The organism is Marinobacter denitrificans, assembly GCF_008795955.1.
Taxonomy (GTDB): domain Bacteria; phylum Pseudomonadota; class Gammaproteobacteria; order Pseudomonadales; family Oleiphilaceae; genus Marinobacter; species Marinobacter denitrificans.
Map to the genome: position 1 here is coordinate 175025 of NZ_VMHN01000007.1, position 26852 is coordinate 201876.

Consider the following 26852-nt stretch of genomic DNA (forward strand, 5'->3'; position numbering starts at 1 on the left):
GGATGATCATTCAGCCAGAAGACGAGTTCTCCCAATATAGAGCTGTCCGTTGCGACAACGTCATACCTTTATAATTAATGGGAGAAAGTTCATGGAAGCGATTCAATCATTTGACGAAAACAAGCTCAATGCTTTTGTGGGGCAGGTACTGGGGGATCTTGGTGGCGCTTATAGCGCGGCATTGGTCAAGATTGGCGATCAGCTTGGCCTGTATCGGGAGTTGCAGCAGGGAGGGCCTGCAACGTCTTCTGAACTTGCTGAGCGAACCGGCTGTTCAGAGCGGTACCTGCGCGAATGGCTGGCCCACCATGCAGCCTCGAATTACCTGGAATATGACCAGGCAACCAAGCGCTTCCGGCTACCTCCGGAACAAGCCATGGTGTTTGCGGATGAAGACAGCCCGGTTTACATGATCGGTGGCTTCGAGAACGCCTTCACTACCTTTGAAAACGAGCCCAAGGTGCGTGAGGGTTTTCGGACGGGGGAGGGGGTCGCCTGGGGTGACCAGGCCCACTGCATGTTCTGCGCGGTTGCCAAGTTTTTCCGCCCGGGCTACATGCATAATCTGGTTCAGACCTGGCTGCCGGCGCTGGATGGCGTGCTCGACAAACTCGAACGCGGAGCCAGGGTGGCGGATCTTGGCTGCGGTCATGGCCATTCCACGCTGTTGATGGCGGCTGCGTTTCCCAACTCGACATTTGTCGGATACGACTTCCACGGCGGGTCCATTGATGCAGCAAACGCGCATCGTGAGGAGCACGGCCTGGACTCGGGCAGGGTGCGCTTTGAGCAGGCGACGGCAGGGGATTTCGAAGAGGGTGACTTTGATCTGGTAACCTGCTTTGACGCCCTGCACGACATGGGAGACCCAGTCGGGGCGGCCGCTCACGTTTTTGAGCAACTGAAGCCGGATGGTACCTGGATGGTGGTTGAGCCTATGGCTGCCGATGAGCTCAGCGACAATTTCAATCCGGTAGGGCGGTTGTTCTATGCTGCCTCAACCAGTATCTGCGTGCCCACCGCGCTGGCGCAGAATACCGGTCTCGCGCTTGGGGCCCAGGCTGGCCAGCGTAAGCTCACCGAAGTTATCAGAGATGGTGGTTTCAGTACCGTACGCAGAGCAGCGGAAACGCCGTTCAATATCGTCCTCGAAGCGCGCCCCTGACATTAGTGATCATGGTCCCCGGGAGCAACGCCTCCCGGGACCATTGCGCCTCCCTCCAAACTCCAGCATGGCGAGATTTTTTTTGCAGAACGCGAGCCTTCTATGCGTTCAAAGAGTTGCCCCAACTGGTGCCCATAAATATACTCAGTATGTATTTTTTTTGTATATACCCTGACATCGCTTTCCGAAATCATGTTTTACGGGCTACGCGGGCCCCAGATGCTGACGGCCAGGAACTCTGCCAGGAACTACGTTCGCATCCAATGGCCAATCAAGGAGGAGGCCCCTTGCTATGAAGCTGGTTCAGTTTATACATGCGGAAATGGAGCAACTTCTTAAGGATTGGGAAGAGGCCGCGCTGGAAATTGCGCCGGAATTGCGGGGTGAGGACACCCGCGCTCTTGAAGACCATGCCCGTGAAATGCTGGAATTCATCACTGAAGACCTCAAGGCCCGCCAGACCGATCGAGACTTGGCGCGCATAGCGGAAGGCAACGCCAATTCCTCGGTTTCGATCGCTGCTGAAAAGCATGGTTCAGAGCGCCATAATCAAGGCCTCTCCATGCTTCAGATGATACAGGAGCTGCGAGCCCTTCGGGTGCGGGTGATGCAGGACTGGCGTGAAGCGGAGCAGGGTCTTACCACCGACGACATTGGTGAATTGCTACGTTTCGTCGAGGCTATTGATCAGTTGATCTCCGACTCGGTGGCAAGTTACTCCCTTCGTAAGGAACAGCAAACACGCCTGTTTGAAGCCATGCTGAAAGTTTCGCCTGATCCCTCCGCCATATTCGATCCCACCGCCAAGGTCCTGTTTCTCAACCATCCGATGGCTGATCTGGCCAGCACGCAGGTCCATGAGGCTATTGGCAAAACCCCGCTTGAACTGAGCCTGGGTTTTGCAACAGATCTGGAAGATGCAATTGCCGAAACCGTTATTACTGGCCAGTTCCAGCGCAGGGAGTTCCATTGCCCATTGCCCTCTGGCTCCGGGAGATACTTTGATTGCCAGCTTGTTCCGGTGTTTAACGACCAGCACGAAGTAGAAGCCATCGCCAAGACCTCTCGGGACATCACAGAACGCAAACAGGCGGAGCATCAGGTGTGGACCAGCGCCAATTATGACTCGCTTACCGGTATCCCCAATCGGCGGCTGTTCCTTGACCGGCTTGAGCAGAATCTGCTTGAAGCCGAACGAAGGGGCAACTCATTTGCGCTGCTTTTCATCGATCTGGACAGATTCAAGCAGGCCAACGACCAGCTCGGCCACAGGGGCGGTGACCAGCTCCTTGCGAAGGTGGCTGAACGAATAAGCAGTAACGTACGTGCAATGGACACCGTGGCACGGCTGGGTGGGGACGAATTCACCCTGATCCTGAAGGAGACAGACAGGGAGGGCGCGATGCAAACCGCCAAGGCTCTTCTTGCCAATCTTGAAGGGGTGTTTGACGTCGATTCCCACCGGGTACACATTTCCGGCAGTATTGGCCTGACGGTTTTCCCTGATGACGCCAGAGATGTTGACCAGCTCATGCACAATGCTGATCAGGCCATGTACGCCGCCAAAGAGCAGGGAGGGCACCAGGTCCAGGTCTACGAATCCTGGATGGCGCATAGCGAGTCGGAGCATATGCGGTTGAACAGGGAGCTGGACCATGCTCTCAGCGAGAACCAACTGGAGGTTTACTATCAGCCTATTATTGATCTCCGCACCGGCGCGATAGCCGGGGCTGAAGCTTTGCTCCGATGGAATCATCCCACCAAGGGTCTGCTGCCTCCGTCTGCCTTTCTTAGCGTTACTGAACAAAATGGCATGACGGACAGCATTAACAGCTATGTATTGGCACAGGCAGTAAACTGTTCACTCCGGTGGCGCCACCTTAATGGTGAGGCCTTTCCGATCAACATCAACGAATCACCGGCTTCCTTTTTTACCCGAAGTCTTGTGGACCAGTGGCAAGAACGTCTGACGCAGGCTGATCTCAATGAGAGCCGGATCATCATGGAGCTCACACCTGCCTCCCTCAACAATATTCGTGCCTCTGGCTTCGACCCAGTGAAAAATTTCAGCCTGGCCGGGTTGCGACTGCACCTGGCCATCGACGATTTTGGAATGGAGCCGTTCTCGCTGAGGGCTCTTCAAGAGTTCAGGATGGACAGCATCAAGGTAGACAGAGAGCTGATCAATAACGCCGGTCAGGGTGGCGATGCCGACCGTATCCTGGAGGCCATAATCGCTATGGCTCACGCAATAGACATCCGGGTTGTTGGGGTGGGCGTTGAGAAAGACGAACAATTGCAATTCCTTACCCGGGCCGGCTGCGACTATGCCCAGGGTTTCCTGTTCTCCCGGCCCCTGCGCCAGGACGATTTCGAAGCACTGCTCAACCAGGAGCGCCCGTAGTTTATCTCATCATAGATGCTTGACCAGACCCGTGGGTAGTTATAACATTCATGTGAAATATATTTAACTGTCCGCCATAGAGGAACTCCCATGTCATTGTCATTTCTGAACATCGTTAAAAAAGAGGAAACAGAAACCGAATCGGCGTCGCAAGGGGCCGGTTCAAACGAAAATGTTGAGGCCAGCCAGGAGGAAGCTCAGAATAAAGGCGAGCACGGTAAGGATTTCTGCTGCGGTTCCTGCTCATAACCACGCCAGGCGTTCACCAGAAACCCTGCAAAATATCCCCGGCCAGTCGGGCCGGGGTTACAAGGCGCCTTTTCAGAGGTCTCTAACGCTTCCCATAGCGACGGCCGTAGTACTTCGCTACCGGTGCGGCAGTCATGCCATGCACCACCAGCGAGGCAGCCACCAGCAGACTGGCGCCCACCCAGACCGTTTCATTGCCGGTCTCGTGGTATACCAGCATTGCGTAGAAAACCGCTGCCACGCCAATTGGCCCGAACCAGCCAGCCAGAAGGGCTACGGGCAGGTCCCGCCAAACCCGGATGGTAGGACGTAGCAGCAGTATCACCGGCAGGCGGCGCAGTATCAGCACCGCCAGCACCAGCCCCAGCCCGCCCCAGCCCAGGTTCAGCCAGTCAGACCAGGGGATCATCAGTCCTACCAGCATGAATACTGGCAGGGTGAGGAACAGGTTCACCGCCTCCTGAATTTCGCTTTCTTCACTACGGTCCTTGCCGTCCACCCGCTGATCGAAGGCAATGCCGGTGACAAACACCGCCAGAATGCTGTCCGTACCCAGAAGTTTAGCGGCACCCAGGGCCAGTAATGTCAGCGCCAGGGTGGTCACCAGGAAAGAGGGTTGGTCGATCAGGTCGCGTGCCTCTGCCACGCGCAGGGCTGTACCCGCCAGGTAGCCCAGCAGGGCGCCGATCACAACCGCCCCCAGCACTTGCCAGCCGAGAACGTGGACAACCCACTCCTGTAGCGCGGTGTCCGAACTCTTGATCAGCAGAATCGGCAACATGACGAGGGGGAGAGCCAGTCCGTCATTAAGGGCGGCCTCTGCGGACAGGGTATGGCGGAAACGGCCAGGCAGGTTTTCGTTTGCCACCCCGCCTGTGACAATTGAACTGGAGACGACCGGGTCGGTAGGGCACACTGAGGCTCCCAGCATAAGCGCAGTCATTAGCGCCACGTCGAGAAATCCCAGTGCCAACCCGCTGCTTATTAGCCACATCAGGGGCATTCCGAGCACCAGAATAGCCGCCAGAGTACGACCGTGGTCGAACACGAATCTAGGCGGCAGGCGCAGGGCGATACCCATGAGACTGACCCCCAGGCTTATCCGGGCGACTTCCTCCAGGATTTTCATCTCAGGCCCCCAGGCAGCGGGGTGCAGCCAGCCCAATACCGGGCCTGCCAGCACCCCCAGCAGAAAGGCGAGCAACGGCAGCGAAAGGATACTTCGGTTCAGGGGCCGGGAAACCAGCCCCATGATCAGGACGGTCGCGCCGACCAGTGCCAGGGCGATGTTCAGTTCGCTCACGCTTTACGCCTCCTTGCGGTTTGGAATTCGGAAAAGACCAAAGGTGTTATGTTAGTTTGACCCCCATTTTCCGGACTTCAAGGGCTGCCATTGATGTGGATGTACTGAAGCGCGCCCGGCTCGCCAGGCGGACGATGCAATGGCAACGTTACCGAGCCGCCAACCCGGGCCTGATCTCCCCAGCCTTTCCCGCGACTGAAATAAGCCCCGGTAAACCCCTGCAGCACCAGGCCCAGTGTCTCGTCAGCGGCCAGGGGGTACACCACGCCCGCCATGGCGGTGTCCTGAACGGCGGGAACGCGTACGGGGGTGAATTGCTCATGAATCACCTCAATGGCCGGTGACCCGGGCCGGCGCACGCCGAGGCCCGCAAACAATACGCCTTCTTGCCCGGCGGGTTGGGTAGAGGTTTCAAGTTTTAGGCGAGGCACCCCCGCCAGAAAATCCCCTTCCCGGGCCCGGTAAAGGGGAATAAATGCCGGCCTCAGAGCACCTCCCGTCACGGGCTGCTCTGCCGCCGGGGGCACGCTGGTTGCCGGGGTGAACCAGCCCCGCAACCAGTCCCAGGGCTGCAGCAGTATCTCCAGCCTTCCGCTGAACGCAAGTTTTACCGGGGTTTCGGGCACCCTGAAAACCTCACCGCCGGGTTCCAGAATCAAGTCAGCCGAAGGCATGGGTTCGCCGAAGCCAAAGGTCAGGCAGTGCCGGGGGCGCGAGGCAGTTATGCCTTTGAGTTTTTCGTCCCAGAATGCCAGCACCATCGCAATAGCAGTGGTCTCATAGGGGCCGCAACGGACATCCGTCTGGGTGTTGAAAAGCGGCATTCCGGAAAACGTCTGTAGGGGCCAGGGCATTATGTGACCGTCCTGGATCGCCACAAGATACGCGTCCTGCCCGGCCTCGCGGGCACAGTTCCAGTTGGCCAGGCCGTGGTTAAGAGGAAACAGCACGTCACGCAGACCCTGGATGAACAGCGCATCGGCCTGAATGCCCTGGCCGCCGGCGCAATACTCAGCGGGGCTGCGCCGGTACAGGTTCAGGGTGGTGGTGCTATCGATATTACCGGAGAGGGCGGCCTGGTAACTGGTTTCGTTGATCAGGTCAAAATCAAAGCCGCTACCGAGGGTGCCCAGCCAATCCAGGGCGAACGGCCAGAAGCTCTGGACGACATCGTTGGGTGCCAGTGCCTCCTGCAGGTTATACCAGGTGGCGATGGGCACAATGGCGTCAAGGCGTGGGTCCTCCATGCTGGCGAGAATCTGAACAGCGCCCCCGTAGCTCTCGCCGATGGCGCCCAGAAAGGGATCGCCATCAGCCGCCCGGCTAACCCGGGGCAGGTGCTCATCGGCCCAGTCAAGCACCGTGATGAAGTCCCGCACCTCGTAGTCCGGGTCCATCAGTTGCACCTTGCCTTCACTGTCTCCAAAGCCCCGTTGATCGTAGGATATCACCCAGTAACCCGAGTCCCACGCGGCCATTGCAGCCTGCCCGGAGAGCACCAGTTGGCCATAAATGGAGAAGCGACGGGGCGCGCGGAAGGCACCGAAACCATGGGTATGGATAATGATGGGAGCTGTGACACCCGGCTGCAGGGCTGGCTGAAACACGGTTGCCCTGAGAACGGTCCCGTCATGGGCCACAATGTCCGTATGATAGGAGGTTTGCGGCAGGACTGTGGCAGAGCCGGTATCCTGGTAACGTTCGAGAGGATCAATGCTTGCGCAGCCAGACACCAGCGCAAAAACCAGCAGTAACGAGATTCCGAAAGATTTCATAACACCACGCTGTCTGTAATCTACACACTCTGACTCAAAGGGACATCAGAATGAAAGCAGCCGGCCTTATTTTCATGTTGTTTGCTGTTTTCGGGTGCTCCGCAAAACCCAATGTTGTTGAGCCCGAAGTCACCGCTGACAGTCCCCGTACCAGCAAGCTGTACGTGGTGAGCCATGGCTGGCACGTGGGGATTGCGGTAGCCGCTGAAGAACTCAACACTGTGATCCCGGAGCTCAGGGAGCGGTTTGCCGGGGCTGAGTACTACGAAATCGGCTGGGGTGATGAGGGGTTCTATCAGGCACCGGAGATTACAATAGGGGTGACTCTTCGGGCTATCGTCTGGTCGCGCGGGGCTGTCGTCCACGTTGTCGCACTGCCGGCTTCTCCCACTGAGTACTTCCCGGCGAGTAGGGTGGTTCATACCTGTCTCAACACTGACGAAATAAAGTCTCTGGCGCGGTACCTCTCTAACAGCTTTACCCGGGATGGCGATGGAAGCCTGTTGGAACTCAAGCGCGGCCTCTACGGCAACAGCCAATTCTTTGATGGCGAAGGCCGATACCACTTGCTCAATACCAGTAACAAATGGGCTGCGAAAGCGCTAAAGAGTGCGGGAATGGATATATCGCCAACGTTCAAACTGACGGCAGATAGCGTCATGGGTTTTGTAAAGGCGAATCGAAAAGACTGCGCCTTTCAGCCCCGGCTCAACGAAAGCCCAGAAAAGAAAGAATCGCCAAAACGATAACCACGGCACCGACGATATAAACGATATTGTTCATGGCTAGGTTCCTTTGCGTCTGAATCCCTGATAGTGGTTGCGCCCCCGTCCCTGAAGCGCATGATGCAACGTCCTGTTCAGGCAGCTCCGTCGCCTCATCTGGAATCAGAATAGGCCTGCGGCTTAGCCTGGTCTGTTCGCTAGCGCACTTAGTGAGATAAACCTGAAACCAATAACCGTCCGGCCAGCCGCTCTTGCTGCGCCCGGACAGCCTCTGTCAGAAAATCCATCAGTGCATGAATCCTCACTACACCACGCAGGTCCGGGTGCATCAGAAACCACAGGCCGTATTGCAGTTCGGGGATGGGGTCGGTCAGTTGAACAATGTCAGGATCTTCATCCGCCAGATAGCAGGGCATCACGGCCAGCCCCATACCAGAGCGAACGGCACTGAGGATACTCACCAGCGTATCAACGCGGTAGACACAGGCTTCCTTCAGTGAATTGCTGCTCATCCACTGGTCCACCGCTGAGTCCTGCAGGCGTGGCCCTGCACCGATCCACGGTTGGCTGCCCAGAGCTTCAATGGTCGAACCCGGGGTCAGGCCAAGGCTTCGGTGAGCGTAGACCGCCTGGCCAATGTTTGTGAGCGGGCGGCCGATCAGGTTTTCAGGGGGCCGATTGGAGGGGCGAATGGCTACGTCTGCCTCCCTGCGGGTGAGATTGAACAACTGATTGGAAACCGCAACGTCCAGCACGATGCCCGGATACTTGTCCCGGAATTGCGTGAACAAAGGCGCCAACAGGCCCATCAGCAGCGAGTCCGTTGTGGTGGTCCAGATCTCTCCACTGGGCTCCAGATCACGGCCGGCCACTTTACGTTCGGCAGCCAGGGCAGCTTCGTCCATAATTCTGCCGGTGTCGGCAAGTTCTTCTCCTGCAAGTGTTGGCCGGTACCCGGTTCGGCTTCGCTCAAAGAGAGCCACCCCCAGGCGCTGTTCAATATCGCCCAGCCGTCTGAAAACCGTAGCATGGCTTACGCCCAGTGCACGGGATGCACCGGAGAGCGAGCCGGCATTCGCGATTGCGAGCACAGTCTCAAAGTCACTCCACGCCAGATGACTTCGGGCTTTCCGGGAGGTAACGGAAGATTTGTCGGGTTGCTTGCCTGTCCGTTTTTGCAAAGTCAGTACTCGATTTTAGGGAATAGTTTGCAGTTTAGAACAATATTAGCATGTACCTGAACCTACAGATAACCAGCGCGCTCCGCTACCAGGTACGGGGCCAGGGAGGTCAGAGACATGTTGATTTCAGAAGAAATGAAGTACTTTCACGGTAGCAATCCGTTAGCTCTTCGCGATAATGATGACGCATCCGGCCCAAAAACCGGCGACTCGTGCGAGGGAAGTATACCGGCCAGATACCGGTCCCGAATGGGCGGCATTAACCTTGAGCAGGTAAAACGGGACCAGCGTAGGGCGCGAACAGAACTGGTTCAGGCTATTATTCACCGTTTGGGCACGTCATTACTCAAGAACGACAAGGCCAAAACGAAAGAAGGATGAATATGAGGACCATGGAAGGTAACCTTAAAGATATCAAAAGATATCAGAGGCAAGCTGTCCGATGACTGGCCGATGTAACTGTTTTCAAAGAGGGTTTGATGTCCTTTAAGAGCCGCTTGCACCGTTACGCGCGATCGTTTCGCCGCGGCATCCACATTCTGGCGGCGCCTGTAAAGGGCGACAATGGCCGGGGTGGGCTGTTCATACAGGCCTACCGGGGTTACGGCTCACGCGATCGGGTGTTCCTGATCGGACGGGTTTTCCGGCAGCCGAAATTCGGCGCCTCCTGGCGGGAAGACCGGCTGCGGCGGGACCTCATTGACCTGGTTCGCAGGCTGCTTCGCAAGCCTATCGTCGGGGCCCACATCCGGATACGTTATAAGGACACCAACACCGTTGTCCACACTGACCGGCACGGCTACTTTCGCGTCGACATGGAACTGGGCATCATGCCGTCGGATGTTTCCTGGCATGAGATGGAATTGTCATTGGACAACCCCGTCGATGAGCGCGCAACTACCACTGGCGAGTTCTTTACTCCTCTGCCGGGCGCCCGTTATGGCGTCATCAGTGATATCGACGATACCGTGGTTTATACCGGTGTTGCCAATACGGTCATGATGATGTGTCGCCTGTTTGCTCAGGGAGCTGAAAGCCGGGTGGTCTTCCCCGGTGTGCCGGCCCTGTATCAGGCATTCCATGCCGGCCGCGATGATGGCGAGGAAAACCCCCTGTTCTATGTGTCCCGTGCGCCCTGGAGCATCTATCAGGTGCTGGTGGAGGTTTTTCGCCGTAACCGACTTCCCTACAAGCCAATCCTGATCCTGCGGGAGTGGGGAATGAAGCGCGGCAGCCTGCTGCCACGAAGGGCCAAAGCGCACAAGCACGATGCGATTCGACATATCCTGGAGATATATCCTGACATGCGGTTTGTTCTGGTGGGTGATTCCGGGCAGCGTGACCCGGAGATCTACAGCGACATTCTGCAAGAACATCCGGGCCGTGTACTGGGTATCTATATCCGCGATGTCAGCAACACCACCGAGCGCTCTGAAGCCATTGACCGGCTCGCGCGGGAGGCCCGTAAAGCCGGCTGTGACCTGATACTGGCGGCCGACAACGTAGCCATGGCGCAGCATGCAGCCAGTGAGGGGCTGATTGCCAGCGACGCTGTGAATGCGGTTCGGGAAGAGCAGAACCGCGCCGAGCAGAGCGACGACTGATTCTGTGGCGGCTCCCTATTTCACCACAATCTGATTACTGACATCGTCCAGTTTGCTGTTTTCCCGCACCAGATCTTCGGCCCGCTGCCGCTGAGTGGCCGTTTCCACAAAGCCTTCCAGCAGGATCTCACCATCAGCGATGGTAATGTCGATGGCAGAACCGGCCAGGTCCTCTGCCTCAAGCAGAACCGCCTTTAGCCGCACCGCCTCTGCGGTATCCTGTGTTGCCATACCGGAGCCATCGAAAACGGTGCAACCACTAACAAGCAATAGCCAGAGCACCAGGTAACGAGTTTCAGCCATCGTTGTTTTCAGATTCATCATTACCTCCCGGGTTGTCGTCAATGGCCTCGAGAGACCGGCTTGCCAGTCCTTCGCAGTACGGAATCTCGTTCCCCGTGCCAAGGTCAAGCAGCGGCAAAAGCGCAGCAACCGGGGTGGCCACGGCAGCCAGAACGGCACTGCTGGCGACCTGCTTGGTCAGATCCCCAGTTTGCAGCCCGGGCTCGGGGTTACTGAACGTGCCCCCGAGATGAAGCGGAGTACCTGCAGCCAAAGCGCTGACATCTTTCGGGTGAGAAAAAAGGGTAATGTCCAGGCGTTCGTTGTCGAAGTTCGCGGTCCCTGTACCGGTAAAGCTGGTATCCGAGGTATCGACAGCCAGGGTGTCGATCTTGACGACACCGTCCCGGGTTTTCAGATCAACATAGGCGCAATCGATCGGAACGGTACCCCCGCTACCCATCCAGGTCACGAAGGACTCGGCGGCATCCAGGCCGGCCAGTTCGACCAGCAGGGCGTCCAGCTTGCCCTGGGTCATCAGCATGACCATGCCGCCGTCGACGGAGCCTAACAGCTCGGCAATGGAGGCGCCGGTCACCCAGAACTTGCCCTGACCAGCGACCGTGCCCACGCTGGCACTGGCCAGTTCCCAGCTACCAATCGCCTTGCTGAGATTGACCGCCTGTACCTCCAGCTGCAGTGTGCCTTCCGGGGGCGTCAGTCTGGAATCGATGTCCAGGTTGAGGTCCACCTGACCCTCGCCAACCCCAAAACCCACTGGCTCGAACCGGGCGTGGCCGTCTGCAAGATTGAAGTCGATGACCACCTCGCTCAGGGGGATGTCCGCCGCCCGTACGGCTTTTCCCCGGTAACTGACATCTGCGGACACCTTTTCCCAGGCAGCTGTGACCAGAGGTTCGTCCGGCAGCACGAACCGGTCTCCATCGTCGCCGTTTGAGCTTTCCGGCCTATCCTGTTTATCAGATGACGGTTCCACACCGGCCAGTACGCCAAGATCGGCAAGATCGAGGGAATCAGAGTGCAGTTTTCCCGTCAGATGCGGAGGGCGCGAACTGATATCGAGCGCGATCTGTCCGCCCAGGTCACTGTCACCGACGTCCCCGTCGATATTGTTGAATGTCCAGCGGTCATCCTTGAAGGAAAGATCTCCGGATAAAGAGTAGGGGGGCAAATCTGGCAGAGGGAGACCCAACAGACGGCTCAAACGGTTTGGGTTGGGGCCTTCAACGTCAAGCTCGAGATCCAGGCCCTTTAATGCCAAGGGTCGCAGAATGCTGCCCTGGACCTGTATGCGGCTATCGACCACATCGCTTGTAAGCTTAAGGGCATAGGGGCGGTCCGGGTCCCGGGCCGCTAACAGTTGGTCTCCGCGAAATCGTAGCGAGAAGGGCGAGCCGTCATACTCACCCTCGCCATCGATATGAAAAGTCTGCGCACCAGCGTCCAGACCCTGTGTCTGCAGGTTGAGGGTGAAGTCCGTTTCGGCTTCCGAATCTGTAAACGTCAGCTGCGAGGGTTCGAAAACGAGGCGACCGATAAAGGGCATTATCAGATCCTCCTTCTGATCCACCGCAAGGGACTCGGTAATACCCAGGTGAAGCTGCCCGGAAAGCGTGCCCAGACGATCCTCCAGTGGCGTGAAGGTGTCTCCGAACCGGCTCAGGGCAATGGACTCGAATTCGGTCTCAATGGTGCCAGAGGCAGGCTGGTCGGTTGCGTCCAGTGCCACAGAGCTGCCCCAACTGCCGCCGGCAATATTGAAGTCCAGCGGCTCGATCTGGAGCCTGCCTGAATCCAGGCTGGCGGACAGGTTCAGGTTCGTCAGCTCCGGTGTATCCGGGAGCACCAGCGTTTCCGCCTGCAGGTTCAGCTGGCCGTCGATTGCGCGCAACGCCGCCAGCGGCGAACCAGCGTTGTCCGGCTCGGTTCCGCCGTCTGATGACGGGTCAGGTTGTGAGTTTCCCGCCGTAAACTGGGCAAGATCAATGCGATCCGCCTCAAGGTCAACATTCACTACAGGCCGATCCGTGGTTTGGAAGAGGAACTCGCCACTCAGATTGCTGACACCAACGTGTCCCTCAAGGGAGGTGACAGACCACCGCTCCCCGTCACGGGTCAGCCGCCCCGACAGTCGGTACCCGGGCAGGGCGGGCAAAGGTGTCCCGATCCAGGCCCCCAGATCCTGACCACCCTCGCCCTGGAGCACGAGGTTGCCGGCGAAGCTTGCGGGCGTCAGGAGCGCTCCCAATTGTGTATCCGCCCAGGCGAGCAGTTCACCACTTTGTGCCTGAGCCTGTAAACGATAGCTTTGGGCGCCTTCTGCCAGCTCCGGCAGGGGCGCGCCCTCGATGGTCATTTCCAGCGGCTTGCCCTGGAAGCTTCCGGTGATCGAGAGCACCGGTGTTTGCGGTTCTCCGGCCTGCTCCAGGTGGAGGGCCAGGTCACTGCCAGCCCCCGTGTCCTGATTCTTCGTCCGGTAGAACGCCCTGGCCAGGTCAATGTCGAGGTGCTCCAGAAGCGTTCGCAGGTCAAGGGAAGCAGCCTGCTGCAATTCGCTGAGACCGAGTTCAAGCTCGGCATCCAGGATTGTCGTGGGTTCTCCGTCCGAGCTATGGCCATCCAGTGCCACTTGTTGCAGGTCGAGTTCCGCTTTCGCGGTGATGAAGTCGGCGTTGCTGACCAGGCGGGCCCTGGCTTCGCCCTGGCCCCCGGCCACGTCAAAACTCAGAGTCTCCAGCGTCAGCTCGTGCTGGCCCGGGCGCAGCCTGGCCTCAACATTGATGAACGTTGTCGGCTCCACGATGAGCTCATCGACAGCGAGACGGAAGTCTCCCCGCAGGTCTGGCAGTACGGGTATGGACACAGCCGGGGGCTCGTCGGTTGCCTGAGCTTCAGGCAGTGCCGCCAGGATATCAGTGACGTTGATAGAGGGTGAGTGCAGGTTCCCTGCTACCGACAGGGGGCTGGAACCAGCGTCCACACTGATGTTGCCGTCAATACGGACCTCGCCCGCCCGGGCCTGAATATCAGATAACGCCCACTGGCTATCGGCAAACCCCGGATCTGTGGCGGCCGAGAGTTCGACCGGCATAACCAGGCGCTCGCCTTCCGACCACAGCCTGGCCTCCCCGTTGAGGGATAACCGGTCACCGGCCAGCGTCAGTGAGGCGAGTGATAGAACCTGCGGGCGCTCCGTTCCGGGCGTGAAGTAACGGATCTTTGCGTCATGAATATTGAGTTGTTGGACAGCTAGGGGCGGGCCCGAGCTTTCCTCCTCGCCCGCGTTCTCACCCTGGTCCATCATTGCAGGCAGAACCCAGTTGCCCGGTTTCCCCCCGCGGCTTTCAAGGTTGAGGATGGGTTCCGTTATGGTCACCGATTTCAGTGCCGGTTCGCCTTTGAACAGACTGATGATGGAGGGTTCAAGCTCAAGCCCCCCAGCGGACAGCATTTCCGGGGTCTTTGCCCAGTCGGCGTTGGCCAGCTTCATTTCGCCCACCTCAAGGTGGGGGCGGGGCAGGAGACCCACGTCAATATCACCGGTGATCTCCATGTCACGGCCGGTCATGGCTTCAACGCGCTCGGTGATGGGCCCCTTCAGGAAATTCCATGACATCAGCTCAATAACGATAACCGCGACGACCAGCAGCGCGAACAAAACGGCCAGGGCCCGTAGAACTCTGAACGGGGGTGTTGAGGGGGAGCGGTTAGTCGTATCCATGACTTAATGCCTGTTTATGCTTAGTACCCCCGAAGGATGGCTACCGTTGTGTAACAGAGCGCTGAACTTATCCATCGGCAGGGGCGTGGAAAAATAATGTCCTTGGGCGAAGTCGCAACCGGCCTCTTTCAGCCAGTCCTTCTGTTCCGCGGTTTCGACACCTTTCGCAATCACCTGGATTCCCAGTTTATGGGCCATTGCGATAATGGATTCGGCAATAGTCTGGCCCCCCGAATCGGGACTATCGTTCTGCACGAAGGATGGGTCCAACTTCAGATAACTCACATTAAACCGCTTGAGATACGCCAGCGATGAATGGCCGGTACCAAAGTCGTCCAGGGCCAGCTGGACACCAGCATTCTGGAGCTCGGAAAAACGCTCTCCCAGATTCTTCATGCTCTGCAGGAATACACTTTCCGGCATTTCGAGTATTACTGTGGCTCCGGAATGGGCAAGGGCGTCCAGATCGGCCTCCAGGAATTCGTCCTGGGTGCTGCGTGTGAATTGCATGGGCGAAGTATTGATGCCTATCTGGAAGGGTAAACCCGCCAGAGATGTCCAGCGATCAGTGTTGGCGGCTGTTTCTTCAAAGACCCAGTGCTCCAGGGCGCCCATCAGGCCGGTTTCTTCTGCCAGCCCCAGAAATTTCCCTGGTGTCAGCAGGCCGCGCTCGGGGTGTTGCCATCGCAGCAATGCTTCTGCTTTCACAACGCGGCCACTGGACAGCTCCACAATAGGCTGATAGTACAGTTCCAGTTGCCGCTTTGCCGGAGCCTGGCGAAGCTCGGCGACCAACTGGTGGCGGGCATCGCGGGCATGCCCCAGGATCTGGTTATAGAAACAGACCTGATTGCGCCCGGATTGCTTGGCCAGATACATGGCCTGGTCAGCATTGCTCAACAATTGCTGGGCGGACTGGCCGTCCTCGGGGAACAGGGTGATGCCAATGCTGCCGGGCGCTTTCACTTCATCATCACCGAGACGAAACGGCCGGTCCAGTTCCGCCAGAATATTCCTGGCGATGTCCTTGATATAGGCCAGATTGCCGGTATCCAGCAACAGAACCGTGAACTCATCGCCCCCCATTCTCGCCACCGTATCCGACTGCCGTACGCAGGCACTGATGCGCTTGGCCGCATCCTTCAGCAGCTCGTCACCGGCATCATGGCCCAGCCGGTCGTTGATGACCTTGAAGTTGTCCAGATCGATAAAGAGCAGGGCAAACGGGTCGCCGGTACGTTCGGAATGCGCAACGTGTTGATCCAGCCGGTCCCTGAAAAGGCGACGGTTGGGCACGTTGGTCAGCAAATCGTAATTGGCATGGCGCCAGATTTTGGCTTCGGATTGTTTGCGCAGGGTAATGTCATGACCGATGCCGGAGACCGCTTCCACCTGCCCCTTGTCATCTATCACCGGCGCATAGACGTACTCGAAGAACCGTTTGTTACCCTGAGTTGACTGGATCTCCACTTCGCCCCGGATCTGCTCTTTTCGATGAACCACCTTTTCCAGCTGATTCTTGTCCGTGTAGTGCGCAGGGAGTGGCATTTCAGCGAAGCGTTTGCCACGGATCTTATCAGCGGTCAGATCACATAATTCCGCCATCGCCCTGTTGGCATAAATGAAGGTGCCGTCCAGGTTCAGGATATAGCAGGGGTCCGGTAGTGATGACAGCATGGTTTCAAACAGCCGACCCTGTTTCTGCTTTTCTAGAGCATAACGCTGAACGGATTGTGCCAGGGCTTTGTCAATTTTGCGGTTGAACCGGTTGAGATCCTCAATGTCCCTCGGTTCAATGGTGTCAAGGGAGTTCAGCCAGCGCTGGGCTACCGTCAGCCGCAGCGCGCCGAATTCACTGGTTACGTGGACGATGTCGGCGCCCAGATTGTGCCGCTCCACACCGTGAATCCGGGCCGAAGCAATACAGTCAGGGTGCTCAGGGTTGAAATGGGATGCTCGCTCATGGCCGGTCGACGGTCGTTCCAGCTCTACCACTATACCCAGCAGGATTTGTTCAACGTGGTCTCTGAGTTCTTCTGGTGACAGGTCGGGGGTGGGCAGGATCGCTTTTGCATCGTAATCCCAGACCTGCAGGATTTCTTCCATATGGGTTCGAATGAATTCGGTGAGTTTCATGGGCGGGTATCCTGTATGGCAAAAGCTGTCCTACTGGTATTACTTAAGTAGGTTATTGCGCACTTGTACACCCGCTGTATGCGAATTAACAGGAAACCCCGGTTAGAGTGGTCGGGCAAGGAATCTAAGCTATCATCATAGGCAACGAACACAACTTCCAGCGGGGTCACTGTTGCAGCCACACAACCGCTTCTGGATGGCTAAAGGACAGTTGAATGAGTAACGAGGAAGCCAACCAGGATACCTCCTCCGAAAGGAAAGCCAAGGAGGCCGCGGATGAGCACGAGTCTCGCGCCAAGGCCGCGGATCGCGAATCCCGCGAACAGACACCGACACCGAGCGAAAAGTCACTGACTCGGAAAGAGCGTGATACCGTTGCCGAGCATGGTGGCCTGACTTCACTGACGCTCTACTCCATCATTCATCGAGAGGGCGAAGAGGAGCTGAATCGCCCGAAAATGTCCCTCTGGTGGTCCGGTGTGGCAGCCGGGATCGGAATTTCGACCTCGGTCCTTGTCGAGGGAATTATCCGTGCCAATCTTGGTTCCACTCACCCCTACCTGACCCTGATTGAGAGCTTGGGCTACACGGTGGGATTTGTCCTGGTGATTCTCTGCCGGCTCCAACTGTTTACCGAAAACACCATAACCGTTGTGTTACCGGTTCTCGCCCAGCCTACGCGCAACCGTTTCTATCGTACCGGACGTCTCTGGGGCATTGTGCTTGCGGCAAATTTGTTTGGCACGTTTATTACCGCCGCCATCGGCGTCCACGGGGGCATCCTTACCATGGAGACCCTCACGGCGATCCTGGAGATATCGCGCCACCTGGCAACGCTGAGCCCTGCCGAGACACTTCTACGTGGTATTCCATCAGGCTTTTTCATAGCGGCTTTGGTGTGGATGCTGCCCTCGGCAAAAAGATCCGAGGTGTTGGTTATCGTGATGTTTACCTGGCTGATTGCCGCCGGTGATTTTACCCACGTGATTGCCGGTTCAAACGAAATTTTCACGTTGGTGCTCAATGGGGAAATGAACATCGTTACTGCATTGGTCCACCATATTTTACCGGTACTCATCGGCAACATTATCGGTGGTACAGGGCTGTTCGCGATGCTGGCCTATGGCCAGGTCCATGAAGAAATGTGACACCGTGCCCGTGAGTCTGCACAGGTCAAAAAGGAGGTGAATGGGAGCGCTGGCTCTGCTCGTATTCACCCCGAAGCGATAAGAATTCAGCCCTGGGCTGAGGAATTACATAGTGTTTTGAAGTGGTGATCTCGATAGTGTTTACCAGAGTTTGAGCGCCTGCCAGAAGTAAGCCGGAAAATCCCACAAGTACCAACAGGGCCAGCCCGTGTGATGAGCTCGTTAATGAGGGCGTCATAGCACATACCCAGCGCTACATCCGAGCCGGGTCTGAATCAAAAAAACGGCCTGCGCGGGAAGCGAGGCCGGTGCAAGAGGGTACTGCGGGTCCATAGCCATACTGCCAAAGCGGGGCCGTCAATGGCCCCAATCCTGAGTTCTGATGGCGCCTCATCCTTGCGACGCATGATGTGGCGTCCTGTCCAGGCTGTTCCGTTGCCTCACCAGAACTCAGAGTAAGCTAATGGGTTTGTCCGGTCTGTTCGCTAGCGCACTAAGTGTAAAGAAATGTAAACGAGTAGACCTGTTCGGCAGGCCAGTTTGGGCCGGTTATCGTAGTTGACTGTCCATACTGCCTCGGCGATTCATACCACCTGACGAAGTTTCCTGCTTTTCACTGTTTATTTCTGAGTGAGCAAGCCTGCGTCCCGGCGTACCCGGTCCATAATTCGCTGGCTGCCAAGAGTGCGCACGTGGGGCATAACGTCGCTCTGAGTTTTTCCCTCTGCGATGCACCTGACCACATGCCGGATCTGGTACTCAAAGCCGTTGACTTCGAACGGGCAGTCCAGGGCCTGAACGCGATTGTCATTGCCAAACAGACTGATCTTTTGCGACTGCCAGAAATTGCTGTGAATGACGATGCGTCCCTTGTTGCCAAACACCGTCAGTTCGTTGTCGTATTTGTTTTCAAAGCTGCATAACAACTGGCTGACTCTGGCACCGGGATAATGCAGCTGGATGGCAACGGTTTCATCAACCCCGGTTGGTCCGATCTGAACCTGGGAAATGAAGTCATCGGGATCAGCCTGCATAAACCACTGCGACGTGGCGACGGTGTAGATCCCCATATCCAGCAAAACGCCGCCGGCCAGATCGGGGTTCAGAAGACGGTCGTCAGGTTTGCGTGGCACAACAAAGCCAAAGGAGGACCGGAGCCCGCTGATCTCACCGATCTTTCCCTGCTTCAGCCAGGCGTTCGCCTGCTGATAAACTGGCAGGAAAAGAGACCACATCGCCTCCATCGCAAATACCCCTTTGGCCCTGGCGGCTGCGAACAGTCGCTCCGAATCGGCAGCGGTGACCGTGAGAGGCTTTTCGACCAGAAGGTGCTTGCCGCACGCTATCGCTTCCAGCGCCTGCTCGAGATGGAAGTTATGCGGGGTGGCAATGTAGATGGCGTCCAGGCTGTCATCCTGGTACAGATTTGCGTAGTCGTTGTAGACGGTTTCGATCTGATGGTGGTCGGCAAACGCGTAAGCCCGGTCAGCGTTACGACTGGCGACAGCCTTGAGCGTGCCCACCCCTTCGGCTTTCATTGCCCCGGCAAACTTCTCTGCGATCCGTCCTGGCCCGATAAGGCCCCAATTGAAATCCATATTTGTCTCCGGTCAAAAAATGAACTAACTCTGTCCTTCTAAAGCCAGCGGCGAACTTGCTGCTCATAGGCCCGGAATTCGTCACCGAACAACGCCCGAAGGGCCCGCTCCTCAGGAGCAATCTGGAAGTGGTTCATATACAGCACAAAAAACACCACACCGATTAACTCCCAGCCCGGCCCCAAAAATACACCCCAGGCCAATAACCAGAGCGCGAACCCCGCATACATCGGGTTGCGGGAATAACGGTAAATACCCGAGCTGACCAATGCCGAACTGGCCTCCGGCGTGCGAGGGTCTATGGTGGTGCTGGCGCGCCGAAAAGCCATCACGCCAGCCACAGGAAACAGGACGCCAACAAGGAAGATCACGCCCGCGGCGACTCTACGGGTGGTGTCGTCCACTGGCACAGATGAAGTCGGAACAGAAACTCCCCACATGGCAGCGCCGACGATCAGCACAAGAAGCAGGGGAGGAACGCGTTTTTCAAGCATATACATACTCCTGCATAGGTCTCGTTGGCTCAGAGCCTGCCCAGCGCACGGACAATGGAGGGAGTGTCTGTGGGGCGGACCAGGCGTTCGACCTCCTGGCCGTCACGCAGAAAGATCAGTGTAGGCCAGAGCTTGACCCGAAAGGCGCGCCCCAACCGCCGCCCCTTGCCATCTTCGATCTTCCAGTGTGGAATTTCGTCACTCGAGGTAAACGCCTCTTCAATATGAGGCTGGGCAGCGCGGCAGTGGCCGCACCAGGACGTGCCGAATTCAAGAACGAGAGGGCCCCGGGTCTGCTGTACTTCCTGCAGTTCGGGTGCTTCGGCTGTGTACTTCGACGTAAATCCCATGAGACCTCCAGATGTTAGACCCATTTCATCAATTAAAAACGACCCGCTTTCACCTACGGTTCGTCTGGGCGGGGTCTGAATACAGCCAACGAATGGCTCGGACTCACGCAACTCCGGTGTAGCTCGTCAGCCAGGATTACGTACGTCGCCGTTTCAGCCGGTACATATTGTCATCAGCATGGCTCAACAGGGTGTCCGCGTCCTCCCCGTCCGCTGGATAACAGGCCACGCCGATACTGCAGGATGGCGTTTTGATAGTACCGAATTCGGCACCCAAGGGCGCGGTCACGGCTGCGACGATTTCCTCCACCTTTTTGGAAACGGCTTCCGCCGACTGGATGTCCGTCAACAGCACAGTGAATTCGTCGCCACCCATCCTGGCCACCGTGTCCGTCTCTCGAACGCAGCCTTCCAGCCGTCCGGCAATTATACAGAGCACCCGATCACCCATCGCATGTCCATGGGTATCGTTGATGTGCTTGAAGTCATTGAGATCCAGAAACAGCAAAGCCAGGCCGCTCTGGTGGCGACGGGCTGTACGCAGGGCCGACTCGAATCGATCATGGAACAATGATCGGTTGGTAAGCCCTGTCAACGGGTCGTGATGGGCGAGGAAACGCAGTTTCTCCTCTGCCTGCCTCAGTGCCGTCACATCCCGTGCCACACCGATCCGCACGCCGTCCTCTTCGGATAAGCGGGCAGACCAGAGGATATATACAATAGTGCCATCTCGGTGGATATAACGGTTACAGAAGTCGTTGTGGGATTGACCCTCCATAACTCGAACAATGGACGCTCGTGTGTCCGCAAGGTCATCGGGGTGCACATAGTCGGTGATCGGCGTGCCCGTCAGCTCATCGGCACGATACCCGAGCAGTGCCTCACACGCATCGCTCACAAAGACGATCTGGTCGTCCTGATCGACTACGAAGACAGCGTCCAGCAACAAATTGGTCAGCTTGGGAAAAAGCGAGTTCAGGTCAACGGGCATAGTTCAGGGGGATTTGGCGATTCATATTGGTCAAGTATAGTCCAGCGGGTCCAACAGGTTGTTGAAAAACTGCCCTTGAAGGTCCAGGCCGCAATGTTCTGGATCGCGTTGGGAACTTCTAAACCAACGCCCCATTAACAATAGCCCGCAATTCCTGACGGATCGGGTAGGTCGATGAGGGGATCAGTTGCGTCATGAAGATCACCACCAGCTCTTCCACCGGATCGATAAAAAAGTTCGTACTTGCCAGGCCACCCCAACCATACTCGCCGACCGATCCGTTGATCTGGGATTTGGCGACGTCAGTCTTTATCGAAAAGCCCAGGCCGAAACCACTCCCGGCATAAGGTGTTTCGCTGAACGCACCGACAGAGAGGCCAGGCAGGTCCTGATTGCCGGGTAGATGATTGCGACGCATGAATTCCAGTGTCTTTCGGCCAATAATCCGCCGCCCGCCAAACTCGCCGCCCTGACAGAGTGCCTGGGCAAAGTGGAAATAATCGTCAATGGTGGAAACCAGCCCCCCGCCGCCAGAGAGAAACTTCCTTTTGTCCCGGAACGGGGACGTCTGCGGATCGTCCTGCAGCTTGAACTGATCGACAGGATCGTACTGATAGCAGGCGGCGAAACGGTCAAGCTGATCGTCACGGACCTGGAAGCCGGTATCCGGCATGTCCAGAGGCCCAAAGATATGTTCGCGCAGATACTCATCAAACGGCTTGTCAGCCAGCAACTGCACCAGATAGCCCAGCACATCCGTGCTGACCGAATAGTTCCACGCGGTGCCCGGTGAAAACTCCAGTGGCAGTTCCGCCAGTTGATTGACCAGTGCTTCCAGCGTCATATTCCGGCTGCCGTCCAGCTTCAGTTGCCGGTAAGCAGCATCAACGTTGGTGCGATTCATAAACCCATAGGTCAGGCCTGACATATGGGTAAACAGGTCACGAATGGTCATGGTGCTGGTTGCAGGGGCGGTCAGGAAGTTGGGATAGACACCGCTTTGGTAAACCCGCAGGTTCTTCCACGCCGGAATATACTGGTGTACCGGATCATCCAACAAAAACCGCCCCTGCTCATAGAGCTGCATCATGGCGATAGATGTAATCGGCTTGGTCATGGAATAAATGCGGAAAACCGTATCCCGGCAGACCGGCTTGTTGCGCTCCACATCCATCAGCCCCTGCGCTTTCAGATAGGCAATTTCCCCACGCCGGGCCACCAGTGTCAGCGTGCCGGGCAACTTTCCGGGCTGGATGTATCGGCGCTCAAGGTGATCTTCGATGTTACGAAGCTGGCTTGATTCCAGGCCGGTAACCTGTCGGGATTCTGTCATAGAGGTGGCGCCTTTTTGTGTGATTCCAGAGGGATGTGTCAACTATACTGGAATAACAGCGTCGTTGATCGGATGCTGGAATCAGGGCAGGGGAGAGTGCCGGCTTTCCAGTGCATGCTCATATCTGTGGCGAATCTATGGAGCAAAATCATCCCTGTCATGTCGGGTAAGGTCATTCGAATGTATCAGGGCCTGCACCTGGGAAACGTACTCTTCTCCCTGCTCTGAATAACCTTCCAGTCCCTGCGCCAGTGCTTTTCCTGTCACGGGCTCGTCCTTACGTCGCAGATCCTCACGAATCCTGCGCAATGGCGCATAGGCGCGGTGTCGGTTCAGGTTTCGCATATAGGCATCGACAGATACCTCGGCTGAGGGGAACACCGCAACCTCGTGAACACTGCCCGATGAACGGTCTTCCGGTACCAGCCCGCAGCCTTTTTCGAAACACCATTGCCCGAAGAAATTATTGCCTTCGCGGGCAAAGCCGGATGTCCCCCAGGCGCTTTCTTTGGCGGCCTGGGCCAGCGCCAGTGAGGGCGGGATTACATCCACCCGCCGCATCAGGTGCTCCCAGTCATCCGGGGAGTCCGGGTCAAAACCCTCCATACCGTAATCAGCCGCAACGGCCTGGACATCTGTGCTGCTCCAGCCATCCACGGTTTCCGGATGGTCCCGCCATTGCGAGAGCTTATCCCTGATGGCGAGAATTTCGCTATTACGTTCTCTCACGAGGGGAAGAAAAAAGCTGAAGAAAGCCTTTTTGCGCTTATCAACGGATTCATACTCCGTAAAATCCGGGCTCGCCGGAATCGGTGATGAAAACAGCAGCGCAATTGCCATGAGCGCGGGATACCTGGCTCGCGGCCTGAACGACTGGAGGATCTTGAGCATTCGCGCACCTGTTGGTCGACTATCAGAGCTCAGCTTACTACCCGGTACGCAATTTCGCCGCAACAAATGGTGCACAAGCCGTAGTGGCAAGCACAACAGGCCAGATGTTTCCGTCCCTGAACGTGTAAGCTTCAAGCAACACCGGCCAGGATTTGCCCTGAGCCAGCCCAAACGAAAACTCGAAAACCAGCGTGAGCGCAAGCCAACCAAAACCCACTGCCCATTGTTGCGAAGCCTGGTCCAGGCCCAACCAGGGGAGTGCCAGGTAAGCCGCACCAAGAATCAGGGTGGATAGCAGCAATCCGCTCAGGATAAACGCGGCCGGAATGCCAAATGCGGGGAGAAGCACCATCTCCCGAATAATGCCGTTCGCGATGGCCAGGGCAAGAATGCCGAACCATACAAGCAAACTCTTGAAAGCGATCATGAGAATTGCGGTTACCTCATTTACCTGAGTTTGGTCTTCCCTTGACCTTCTGCGTCATGGCCAGGCCGGAATATGTCCTGAGATCTGTTTTCCCAGATTGCCCATATAATAGATAACATAAACAGCTTATCGGGCGCCTGTCGCCCGGTGGCGCCCAGGAAAGATTTACCATGAAAAAAATTACAAGTTCACTGCTGATCGTATTCCTACAGGGCTTTTTAGTCCAAACAGCCGTAGCGCAAGACGAAAATAAGGCTTTGGTTCCATTGCCGTCACTCGACGACTTTACCCGAGGTGAGGACGGATGGGGCTTTGGGCTAGGTCTCAGTATTGAATATGAAACCGCCTACGAAGGGTCGGACGAATTTGAGTTTGAGCTCCAACCTGCCGGTGCCGTGCAGTGGCGTAGAGGAAATAACCTCTTCTATTGGGCCGGTGAGGCCTTAGGCTGGCGTGGCCTCCCTGCCGATACCTGGCTACTCGAAGCTTTGGTGGGCTTTGATGAAGGCCGTGAAGAAAGTGATTCCGACAAGGGCTATCTGGATGGACTTGGTGACGGCGATGAGGGGGTTGAACTCGTATTGCAGGCACGCCATACATTCAGCGCCGACTGGCGTTACTGGCTGGTCGGTCGAGTGGTTACCGGCGAGAACGGCAACCTGGGCCTGTTTGGCGCAGGCCGCCGCTTCGGTGACCAGATCGACGGAACCGGGTCCGAGATTAACCTTGTTGCAGTATTTCACGATAGCGAATTCGCCAATAAAGATTTTGGCATCAACGCCGAGCAATCAGCTGCATCGGGGCTGGATGAAACCAGATTGAGTAGCGGGCTCCGCTCCGTCGGGGTCGATTACAATTACCGTCACAACATCAACGAGAACTGGCAGATCTACGGCGAAGCGCTTTACGAATACTACAGTAGCGACGTTCGCTCCAGCCCGATCGCTCGCAGCGATTACGAGGCCGAAATAGGCATCGGGTTCATTTACGTGTTCTAGGTTGGTAAATATTGTCCTACTGTGCCTCCCGCTTCTTCGCTTACCGCAGTTGGCTGTCCTTGCTGCCACGGCGGTTAATGCCGCCTGAATAGGTCTGCTGCTTCTCAAGAGCAGACTGGCACGCAACACACAACCGAACCCCGGGTATCGCCTTGCGGCGGGGTTCGGGAATAGCACTGTCACACTCTTCACAATAAACGGCGCTCTCACCACTTACCAGTTGGCTGCGTGCGCGCTGCACCCCATCATCAACGCTGGCATCAATCTGATCCTGAACGGCGCCATCCTTTGACCATCCACCTGCCATAGCATTCTCCGGTCGTTGAGTGAATGATGCAGTCGGGTAATCTTGGATGCCCGGCTGGCTAATGGGTGTTCCGGTTTTCCCTGTACCTACCGTAAGACATCCCGTAGGGACTGTTCAATCTGACCACCGCAGTAAGCATTACCCAATTCTCGCCGCTGCTTGTCAAGAAAATCACGGATAGCCGGGCGGCGTTCCATTCGTTGGCAGAGTCTCGCCACCCGGGGGGCGTTCTTTTCCAGGTCCCCGGCGAGTTCCGGAAAGCTGTGGACCAGGGTGCCGAACAGTGCGGCAGTCGCAATATCGGCTACGGTGAGCGTGGAGCCCAGTAGATAGCCTGCGTCCGGCCCGAGGGAATGTGCCAGGCCTGTCTTTTCAAAGATGGCCATCCAGTCGGCCAGACGATGGGCCCGGAAATCGTTCCATGTGTCCTGCTCCCACATCAATGAGAACATCGTTGCAGTCCAGAATCACCTTCAGGGCGAGGGTGTGTTGGTCAGCTTCATCGGGAAGAAAATGGTACGCCTTCGCCAGATGCATGAGAATGGCCGGCATCTGGGCGAACCAGAGCTGGGCCCTGCAGTCGTAAAGATACGGTGGTGCCATCCCGGGGTAGTGGAGGCTCAGGTTGCTGTCAGGATAGACCTCGCTGGCATCCAGCTTCCGATAATCCGCCCGAACCTCCTCCAGCAAAAGCTGGATAAAATTACCGCGAAAGGGCAGGCCCCAGTAATAGAGTTCGTAGTCCGCCATTTTCGTTCTCCCGTGTAGTAGAGGGGTGAACTTCTGACTGGAGTTTAGCGCACGTGGGAGCCAGTGTGACTAATAAGTCACTATTACCTGTTGCTTCCGGGAAGGCCCCTATGGTTTAGGCGTCAGTTTCCCCGTTGCGAGAGCAGCAACTGGCACCAGATTCGACTGCCGCATCGGTACGTGTCCACTGAGCCACTGGCCGGCCGTCGCGCCGCCACCATGAGCCGGCCTGGTCCTGCTGCGGCCAGCCGTCGGGCGGTTCCTCCCACGTCTCCTGCCGGCCGTACGGCGTGAGATCGAGTAATTGCAGCGTGGGCATCATCGCTTCGATTCCACGCTGCGTCGTTTCATACGTTTGGTACACCTGATCGCCGTCCCGCAGATAACAGCGCAAGTCGCCACCGTCGCGCGTCGCCAGCAAGTCCGACGATTCGGAAGTCGAGTACCACGGCGTTGTCCATCCCATAAAGTCTCGGTAGGCAGCGATCTCGTCCCATGGACCGCTGCTGAACACGGCGTAGCTGACGTCACGTTCTGCCAGGTATGCGCGGACGACCGAATTCATCGCCACCTGAGTGTGCGTGCATCCTTCACACTGCTTTTCGTGAGGCGCGCCCGGGTTCCACATGAAGTGATACACAACCAACATGCGCCGCCCTTCAAACACATCAAGCAGGGGAACCGCGCCATCCGGACCCATGACCATGACCGGCTCCATCGGCGTCATCGGGAGACGTCTGCGAGCCGCCGCTAATTTATCGCCGGCTTTTGTGTGGGCCTTTTCCTGAGCCAGCAGTTCAGCGCGAGCCTGCTCCCACGCATCACGGCTAACGATTCTGGGAGTTGCTGAGTCTTGCATGACGTACCTCCTGTGACCTGCCCCCAATCACTAAACCGCTCACTGCTTAGTAATGTCGGTTAATTTCGACCCTTTGCCGGTAGTCCGGTAGCCAGCGGCGAACTCCAGTGGTGTCTGGTAACCCAATGCTGAATGGGGCC

Annotated in this window: 25 protein-coding genes; 8 read left to right on the top strand and 17 right to left on the bottom strand. The window is 57.1% G+C overall.

Annotated elements, in window-relative coordinates; translation table 11 throughout:
• Positions 1–91: 91 nt before the first annotated feature.
• The 3 genes from FO268_RS17645 (at position 92) to FO268_RS23345 (ending at position 3818) form a co-directional block, all read left to right on the top strand.
• On the top strand, positions 92–1165 hold the full coding sequence (locus tag FO268_RS17645) for a class I SAM-dependent methyltransferase (protein ID WP_202336685.1): 1074 nt from the start codon (positions 92–94) through the stop codon (positions 1163–1165).
• 292 nt (positions 1166–1457) lie between these two features.
• Positions 1458–3569: a putative bifunctional diguanylate cyclase/phosphodiesterase gene (locus FO268_RS17650; protein WP_150994550.1), complete on the top strand. Its 2112-nt coding sequence runs from the start codon at positions 1458–1460 to the stop codon at positions 3567–3569.
• 90 nt (positions 3570–3659) lie between these two features.
• Positions 3660–3818 carry a CCGSCS motif protein gene (locus FO268_RS23345; RefSeq protein ID WP_150994551.1) on the top strand — a complete coding sequence of 53 codons (159 nt, stop codon included), beginning with the start codon at positions 3660–3662 and terminating at the stop codon, positions 3816–3818.
• Between the two features lie 82 nt (positions 3819–3900).
• Here the strand turns inward: FO268_RS23345 and FO268_RS17660 are convergent, their stop codons facing one another.
• Positions 3901–5121 (bottom strand): cation:proton antiporter domain-containing protein, encoded by a 1221-nt coding sequence (locus FO268_RS17660; RefSeq protein ID WP_150994552.1) that lies wholly within the window; start codon positions 5119–5121, stop codon positions 3901–3903.
• Positions 5122–5198: 77 nt separating this feature from the next.
• Positions 5199–6896, bottom strand: a complete 1698-nt coding sequence (locus tag FO268_RS17665) for an alpha/beta hydrolase (RefSeq protein ID WP_150994553.1) — start codon at positions 6894–6896, stop codon at positions 5199–5201.
• 50 nt (positions 6897–6946) lie between these two features.
• Between FO268_RS17665 and FO268_RS17670 the strand changes: the two genes are divergently transcribed.
• Positions 6947–7645 (top strand): TIGR02117 family protein, encoded by a 699-nt coding sequence (locus FO268_RS17670; protein WP_150994554.1) that lies wholly within the window; start codon positions 6947–6949, stop codon positions 7643–7645.
• Positions 7646–7827: 182 nt separating this feature from the next.
• Here the strand turns inward: FO268_RS17670 and FO268_RS17675 are convergent, their stop codons facing one another.
• Positions 7828–8802 (bottom strand): LysR family transcriptional regulator, encoded by a 975-nt coding sequence (locus tag FO268_RS17675; protein ID WP_150994555.1) that lies wholly within the window; start codon positions 8800–8802, stop codon positions 7828–7830.
• 117 nt (positions 8803–8919) lie between these two features.
• Here FO268_RS17675 and FO268_RS17680 point away from each other — a divergent pair, with 117 nt between their 5' ends.
• Positions 8920–9183: a hypothetical protein gene (locus FO268_RS17680; RefSeq protein WP_150994556.1), complete on the top strand. Its 264-nt coding sequence runs from the start codon at positions 8920–8922 to the stop codon at positions 9181–9183.
• 98 nt (positions 9184–9281) lie between these two features.
• On the top strand, positions 9282–10406 hold the full coding sequence (locus tag FO268_RS17685; protein WP_150994557.1) for an App1 family protein: 1125 nt from the start codon (positions 9282–9284) through the stop codon (positions 10404–10406).
• Between the two features lie 15 nt (positions 10407–10421).
• On the opposite strand, the gene FO268_RS17690 is transcribed toward FO268_RS17685, so the two are convergent.
• Genes FO268_RS17690 through FO268_RS17700 form a run of 3 tightly spaced genes read right to left on the bottom strand, consistent with a single transcriptional unit; the run spans position 10422 to position 16566 of the window.
• A complete protein-coding gene (locus tag FO268_RS17690) occupies positions 10422–10709 on the bottom strand; it encodes a BON domain-containing protein (RefSeq protein WP_202336687.1) in 288 nt (95 codons plus the stop codon).
• Positions 10702–14430, bottom strand: coding sequence for an AsmA family protein (locus tag FO268_RS17695; RefSeq protein ID WP_150994559.1), 3729 nt, complete (start codon positions 14428–14430; stop codon positions 10702–10704). Before FO268_RS17695 ends, FO268_RS17690 begins: the two co-directional genes overlap by 8 nt.
• Before the next feature lie 3 nt (positions 14431–14433).
• A complete protein-coding gene (locus FO268_RS17700; protein WP_150994560.1) occupies positions 14434–16566 on the bottom strand; it encodes a putative bifunctional diguanylate cyclase/phosphodiesterase in 2133 nt (710 codons plus the stop codon).
• Between the two features lie 215 nt (positions 16567–16781).
• Here FO268_RS17700 and FO268_RS17705 point away from each other — a divergent pair, with 215 nt between their 5' ends.
• Entirely contained in the window at positions 16782–17714 is a 933-nt protein-coding gene (locus tag FO268_RS17705) for a formate/nitrite transporter family protein (protein ID WP_150994561.1), read from the top strand.
• 620 nt (positions 17715–18334) lie between these two features.
• On the opposite strand, the gene FO268_RS17710 is transcribed toward FO268_RS17705, so the two are convergent.
• The 7 genes from FO268_RS17710 to FO268_RS17740 form a co-directional block, all read right to left on the bottom strand.
• The gene (locus FO268_RS17710) at positions 18335–19312 is read right to left on the bottom strand and encodes a Gfo/Idh/MocA family protein (protein WP_150994562.1); all 978 of its coding nucleotides are present in this window, start codon (positions 19310–19312) and stop codon (positions 18335–18337) included.
• Positions 19313–19350: 38 nt separating this feature from the next.
• Complete coding sequence (locus FO268_RS17715) at positions 19351–19812, bottom strand: methyltransferase family protein (RefSeq protein ID WP_150994563.1); 462 nt, start codon at positions 19810–19812, stop codon at positions 19351–19353.
• 23 nt (positions 19813–19835) lie between these two features.
• Positions 19836–20156, bottom strand: a complete 321-nt coding sequence (locus FO268_RS17720; RefSeq protein ID WP_150994564.1) for a thioredoxin family protein — start codon at positions 20154–20156, stop codon at positions 19836–19838.
• A 136-nt stretch (positions 20157–20292) separates the two neighbouring features.
• On the bottom strand, positions 20293–21147 hold the full coding sequence (locus tag FO268_RS17725) for a sensor domain-containing diguanylate cyclase (RefSeq protein ID WP_150994565.1): 855 nt from the start codon (positions 21145–21147) through the stop codon (positions 20293–20295).
• A gap of 118 nt (positions 21148–21265) precedes the next feature.
• The gene (locus tag FO268_RS17730) at positions 21266–22480 is read right to left on the bottom strand and encodes a serine hydrolase domain-containing protein (protein WP_150994566.1); all 1215 of its coding nucleotides are present in this window, start codon (positions 22478–22480) and stop codon (positions 21266–21268) included.
• A gap of 135 nt (positions 22481–22615) precedes the next feature.
• On the bottom strand, positions 22616–23371 hold the full coding sequence (locus FO268_RS17735) for a glucosaminidase domain-containing protein (protein ID WP_202336689.1): 756 nt from the start codon (positions 23369–23371) through the stop codon (positions 22616–22618).
• Between the two features lie 37 nt (positions 23372–23408).
• Positions 23409–23798 (bottom strand): hypothetical protein, encoded by a 390-nt coding sequence (locus tag FO268_RS17740; RefSeq protein ID WP_150994567.1) that lies wholly within the window; start codon positions 23796–23798, stop codon positions 23409–23411.
• 170 nt (positions 23799–23968) lie between these two features.
• Here FO268_RS17740 and FO268_RS17745 point away from each other — a divergent pair, with 170 nt between their 5' ends.
• Positions 23969–24796: a MipA/OmpV family protein gene (locus FO268_RS17745; RefSeq protein ID WP_150994568.1), complete on the top strand. Its 828-nt coding sequence runs from the start codon at positions 23969–23971 to the stop codon at positions 24794–24796.
• 40 nt (positions 24797–24836) lie between these two features.
• On the opposite strand, the gene FO268_RS17750 is transcribed toward FO268_RS17745, so the two are convergent.
• From FO268_RS17750 to FO268_RS17765, 4 genes are all read right to left on the bottom strand, one after another.
• On the bottom strand, positions 24837–25103 hold the full coding sequence (locus FO268_RS17750; RefSeq protein WP_150994569.1) for a DksA/TraR family C4-type zinc finger protein: 267 nt from the start codon (positions 25101–25103) through the stop codon (positions 24837–24839).
• Between the two features lie 86 nt (positions 25104–25189).
• Complete coding sequence (locus FO268_RS17755) at positions 25190–25489, bottom strand: glutathione S-transferase family protein (RefSeq protein WP_191966987.1); 300 nt, start codon at positions 25487–25489, stop codon at positions 25190–25192.
• A complete protein-coding gene (locus FO268_RS17760) occupies positions 25476–25853 on the bottom strand; it encodes a thioredoxin domain-containing protein (RefSeq protein WP_150994571.1) in 378 nt (125 codons plus the stop codon). Before FO268_RS17760 ends, FO268_RS17755 begins: the two co-directional genes overlap by 14 nt.
• Before the next feature lie 115 nt (positions 25854–25968).
• The gene (locus tag FO268_RS17765) at positions 25969–26712 is read right to left on the bottom strand and encodes a DUF899 family protein (protein WP_150994572.1); all 744 of its coding nucleotides are present in this window, start codon (positions 26710–26712) and stop codon (positions 25969–25971) included.
• Positions 26713–26852 lie beyond the last annotated feature (140 nt).

Bases quoted from the DNA above. Each gene is read 5' to 3' on its own strand.
- FO268_RS17765 (WP_150994572.1), bottom strand. From the start codon at position 26,712: ATGCAAGACTCAGCAACTCCCAGAATCGTTAGCCGTGATGCGTGGGAG.
- FO268_RS17750 (WP_150994569.1), bottom strand. From the start codon at position 25,103: ATGGCAGGTGGATGGTCAAAGGATGGCGCCGTTCAGGATCAGATTGAT.
- FO268_RS17690 (WP_202336687.1), bottom strand. From the start codon at position 10,709: ATGGCTGAAACTCGTTACCTGGTGCTCTGGCTATTGCTTGTTAGTGGT.
- FO268_RS17705 (WP_150994561.1), top strand. From the start codon at position 16,782: ATGAGTAACGAGGAAGCCAACCAGGATACCTCCTCCGAAAGGAAAGCC.
- FO268_RS17740 (WP_150994567.1), bottom strand. From the start codon at position 23,798: ATGATCGCTTTCAAGAGTTTGCTTGTATGGTTCGGCATTCTTGCCCTG.
- FO268_RS17760 (WP_150994571.1), bottom strand. From the start codon at position 25,853: ATGGCGGACTACGAACTCTATTACTGGGGCCTGCCCTTTCGCGGTAAT.
- FO268_RS17720 (WP_150994564.1), bottom strand. From the start codon at position 20,156: ATGGGATTTACGTCGAAGTACACAGCCGAAGCACCCGAACTGCAGGAA.
- FO268_RS23345 (WP_150994551.1), top strand. From the start codon at position 3,660: ATGTCATTGTCATTTCTGAACATCGTTAAAAAAGAGGAAACAGAAACC.
- FO268_RS17665 (WP_150994553.1), bottom strand. From the start codon at position 6,896: ATGAAATCTTTCGGAATCTCGTTACTGCTGGTTTTTGCGCTGGTGTCT.
- FO268_RS17670 (WP_150994554.1), top strand. From the start codon at position 6,947: ATGAAAGCAGCCGGCCTTATTTTCATGTTGTTTGCTGTTTTCGGGTGC.
- FO268_RS17755 (WP_191966987.1), bottom strand. From the start codon at position 25,489: ATGGCCATCTTTGAAAAGACAGGCCTGGCACATTCCCTCGGGCCGGAC.
- FO268_RS17685 (WP_150994557.1), top strand. From the start codon at position 9,282: ATGTCCTTTAAGAGCCGCTTGCACCGTTACGCGCGATCGTTTCGCCGC.
- FO268_RS17680 (WP_150994556.1), top strand. From the start codon at position 8,920: ATGTTGATTTCAGAAGAAATGAAGTACTTTCACGGTAGCAATCCGTTA.
- FO268_RS17710 (WP_150994562.1), bottom strand. From the start codon at position 19,312: ATGGATTTCAATTGGGGCCTTATCGGGCCAGGACGGATCGCAGAGAAG.
- FO268_RS17730 (WP_150994566.1), bottom strand. From the start codon at position 22,480: ATGACAGAATCCCGACAGGTTACCGGCCTGGAATCAAGCCAGCTTCGT.
- FO268_RS17735 (WP_202336689.1), bottom strand. From the start codon at position 23,371: ATGCTCAAGATCCTCCAGTCGTTCAGGCCGCGAGCCAGGTATCCCGCG.
- FO268_RS17745 (WP_150994568.1), top strand. From the start codon at position 23,969: ATGAAAAAAATTACAAGTTCACTGCTGATCGTATTCCTACAGGGCTTT.
- FO268_RS17650 (WP_150994550.1), top strand. From the start codon at position 1,458: ATGAAGCTGGTTCAGTTTATACATGCGGAAATGGAGCAACTTCTTAAG.
- FO268_RS17715 (WP_150994563.1), bottom strand. From the start codon at position 19,812: ATGTATATGCTTGAAAAACGCGTTCCTCCCCTGCTTCTTGTGCTGATC.
- FO268_RS17645 (WP_202336685.1), top strand. From the start codon at position 92: ATGGAAGCGATTCAATCATTTGACGAAAACAAGCTCAATGCTTTTGTG.
- FO268_RS17725 (WP_150994565.1), bottom strand. From the start codon at position 21,147: ATGCCCGTTGACCTGAACTCGCTTTTTCCCAAGCTGACCAATTTGTTG.
- FO268_RS17700 (WP_150994560.1), bottom strand. From the start codon at position 16,566: ATGAAACTCACCGAATTCATTCGAACCCATATGGAAGAAATCCTGCAG.
- FO268_RS17695 (WP_150994559.1), bottom strand. From the start codon at position 14,430: ATGGATACGACTAACCGCTCCCCCTCAACACCCCCGTTCAGAGTTCTA.